The organism is Micromonospora sp. 4G55 (assembly GCF_016803375.1).
On the sequence record NZ_JAEVHN010000656.1, the window covers coordinates 1 to 3,378 of the forward strand.

General features: G+C 76.6%; 2 protein-coding genes and 1 pseudogene. 1 reads left to right on the top strand and 2 read right to left on the bottom strand.

Features of this window, described 5'->3' with window-relative positions; genetic code table 11:
• Positions 1–1,291, bottom strand: a pseudogene (locus JNW89_RS31795) (hypothetical protein); the annotation flags it as partial.
• A 77-nt stretch (positions 1,292–1,368) separates the two neighbouring features.
• Between JNW89_RS31795 and JNW89_RS31800 the strand changes: the two are divergent.
• The gene (locus tag JNW89_RS31800; protein WP_238451871.1) at positions 1,369–1,653 is read left to right on the top strand and encodes a hypothetical protein; all 285 of its coding nucleotides are present in this window, start codon (positions 1,369–1,371) and stop codon (positions 1,651–1,653) included.
• A 206-nt stretch (positions 1,654–1,859) separates the two neighbouring features.
• Here the strand turns inward: JNW89_RS31800 and JNW89_RS31805 are convergent.
• Positions 1,860–3,378: baseplate J/gp47 family protein (locus JNW89_RS31805; RefSeq protein ID WP_238451872.1), on the bottom strand; the 1,519-nt coding region annotated here is incomplete at its 5' end.

Genomic DNA, 3,378 nt, shown 5'->3' on the forward strand with positions numbered 1-3,378 from the left:
GCCGCGCGCGGTCCACGTTCTCCGGGTCGTCGGCGCCGGCCGCCGGGACCGGGTTGGTGACCTCCATCAGGCCCAGCGGGCGGGACAGTGGAATGGTCAGCCGTCCCGCCGCCAGGTCGGCGGACCGGCCGATGCCGGACCGGTAGGTGGCCACCACGTTGTCCTGCCCGGTGGGCAGCCGGGCGCCGGTGCGGCCGTCGCCGAAGGTGACGGTGACCGTGCCGTCGTCGGCCCGGCGGACGGTGTAGACCCGGGCGGTGGGAGCCTGGCCGAGCAGGGCGGGGACCTCCTGCCAGCGGACCCCGTCCACCCAGACGGCCAGGGTGGTGCGGGCCCCGCTGGCGGTGGCGGCGGGTACGTGGGTCAGGGGCGCGTGCCGGAGGCTGAACCGCTGGAACGCCTGCCGGGCGTCGCCGCCGCCGAGCACCTCGGCCCGGCTCTCGCCGTGCGTCGCCTTCGCCACGTTGCCGAGCAGCCGGACGCTGTCGCGCCGGTAGGCGTGGGCGATGGTGCTGTCGAGGTCCACGGTGGACGGGCCGCGTACCCGCAGCACGGTGACCACCTCGGAGACCGCCGCGCCGGACGGGTCGACGCCGGTGAGCACCAGCCGGCGGCCGGGTTCCAGGCCGGGCGTCGGGCGGGCCAGCTCCAGGGTGGCCACCTTCGCCAGCGGGGCGGTCTCCGGGCGCGGCGCGACGGCGAGTTGCCGGCTGTCGCCGAGCACGGTGGTGTTCCGCCGGGAGAACGTGTTCGAGTCGCCGCCGGTCACCGTGATCCGGGTGGTGCGGGCGGCGATGCCGAAGTCCGCCACCGGCAGGTCGGCGACCCCGCTCACCCAGCGCACCTCTGCCACCCCGGCCGTCTCCAGCACCACCCAGGAGCCGGCGAGGATCGCCGGGTACGACTGGTCCAGGTGCAGATCGCGCTCGGCGGCGGCGAGCTTGGCGTCGGCCCAGCTGTCCTTGCGGGTGGCGTACGCACCGGCGAGCACCGTGGCGGTGCCCGGGTTAAGCTCGCCGACCCGCAGCGCCACCGGTAGCGCCGACCACGGCTGGGCGTTGAAGCCGAACAGGTTGGCCCGCTGCGCGAGCAGGTGCACCTGCACGCCGGTGACCCGGGGGCGCAGCTCGACCGGGAGGACCTGCGCGGCCAGCGGCGCGTCCAGCGTCACCACCGTGTACGCGGGCACCACCTGCCGGCCGTCTCCGCCGGCCTGCGGCGCGGGCAGCACCGCCGTGGCGGCCCGGACCCGCCGCACGTCGAACCAGTCCGGGCCGAGCACCAGCAGCACGCTGCCGGCCGGCAGGACGGTGTCGGCGCCGGCCAGCGTCAGCGGTCTCGTCGCCGGGGCGGGGCGGCCGAGGCTCGGTGACCCGCAGCCCCACCGCGTTGAGCTCCGGCCGGGCGAGCAGCGGCTCGACGGTCTCGAACACCTGCGGCAGCTCGCCGGGGCCGGGCACGCTCTGCGCCTGGCTGCCCGCCGGGATGGGCACCCCCTCCGGCGCGCCGGGGGTGGCGGTGACGGTGAACGACAACCAGGTCGTCGCGGCGACACCGGGCCGCAGCTCGTACCCGATGGCCCGGGCCAGCATCAGCACCGAGCCGCGCTCGGTGGCGGTGCCGAGGAACCCCTCGTTGGCGATCCGCTCCTGATAGAAGGCGAGCACGTCCAGGGTGGTCGCCCAGGCGTGCAGCAGGGCCACGGCCGGGTCGTCGGCCTCGCGGGTGGTCAGCCCGGCCAGCTCGGGGCGGGCCCCGAGCCCGGGCGAGCATGTCGGCGGCGAAGTCCGCCTGCCGGCCCAGCCGGTAGGTCACGCTGCCCCGGCCGGGCGGGTTGGGCCCACGGCCCGCTCGTGTCGTCACAGTCCACCCACCAGGTCGAGGTGCAGGATGCCGTGCTCGGGCACGCTGGGATCGTTGTCGAGGCGGATCACCTCGGTGTCGCCCGCGCGGAGCACCCGCGCGGTCAGCTCGCCGCCGGGCGCCACCCCGACCGGGTGCAGCTCGGTGACCCGTACGTCGGTGACGCCCGGGACGGTGACCGCGGCGGCGAGCAGTTGGCTGAGGTAGAGCGGCGTGCCGAAGCTGAACCGGTCCGGGTGGAAGAAGCCCCGGCTCCCGTCGGGCAGGTCCCGGTCGGAGAAGAGGTCCAGCAGGGCCCGCCGCACGTCGGAGCGGAACGCCCCGGGCGTGACACACACCCACAGCCGCAGCTCGACCGGCAGGTCGACCGGGTCGCGCAGTTGCAGGTCGTACCCGGCCACCCGGAACCGGTCCAGCCGCCCGGCCAGCCGGCGGGCCAGCCCGGGCTCGCCGTCCAGCCGCTGCCCGCCGCGCAGGTCGAGGGTGAGGAACACCGTCCACCAGGAACCGGTCCAGCGGATCCGGGCGGTGGCGTTGTCCACCTCCGGCAGGCGCAGCGCCGCGGCCACCCAGTCGGCCGTGGTCACCGCCCGTTCCTGGGTTCCGAAGGCGACCGGGGCGTGCTGGCGGGCGTGCTCGGTGTCCTCCGGGTCGGTGCCACCGACGGCGGGCAGCGGGTTGGTCACGGCCAACACGCCGGAGCGGTCCGTGACCAGGGTGGTCAGGGCGTCGTGGCCGAGGTTGCCGGCCGCGCCGCCGCCGCGCCACCAGGTCACCTCGAACACCGTGCCGGCCGGTGGGCGGCGACCGGACACGTCGTCGCCGAAGCGCAGCACGACCCGGCCGTCGCCCTCGCGTTCGGGCACGAACCCCTGGTCGAACCGGTCGGCGTTGAGCAGGTCCCGGCGGGGCCGCCAACTGCCCTCGGTGGTCTCCAGCCGGATCAGCGGCAGCGCGGCGCGCGGGTCCTGGGTCAGCGCCTGGCTGGCCGGGGTGTCGGCCGGGAACGGGGTGGCCGCGGCCACCGGCTCGGCGGTCAGCAACGGCCGCCAGCGGGTCTGCTCGGCGGGCGGGAGCTGGCCGCGTACCCCGATGGCGTGCTGGGCGGCCACCACGTTGGCCCGGGCGACCGCGCAGGTGACCAGGTGGTCGGTGCCGGAGCCGGCCACCGAGGCGGTCACGGTGAGCGGGAAGGCCAGCCGGTCGGCGGCGCTCCACCCGACCTCCAGCACGTTCACCCCGGCCACCGGGTCGGTGCCGGGGCGTACCGAGGTCAGGCGGACCACCTGCCGCCGCGTCGGGTCGGCGTCTGCCCGGCGCCCGGTCTCCGGCGAGACCACTTCCTCCAGCAACAGCAGGTCGCCGGGGGCCAGGCCGGTGGCCGGCTGGTCGAGCAGGGTCGCCCGACCGCGCCGACGGGCAGGCAGCAGTCCCGGCCGCCCCAGACGTGCAGGGCGATCTCGTTGCGGCTGGCCCGCGGGGTGAGGGCGGTCAGCGTCTCGAACCCGGTGGCGC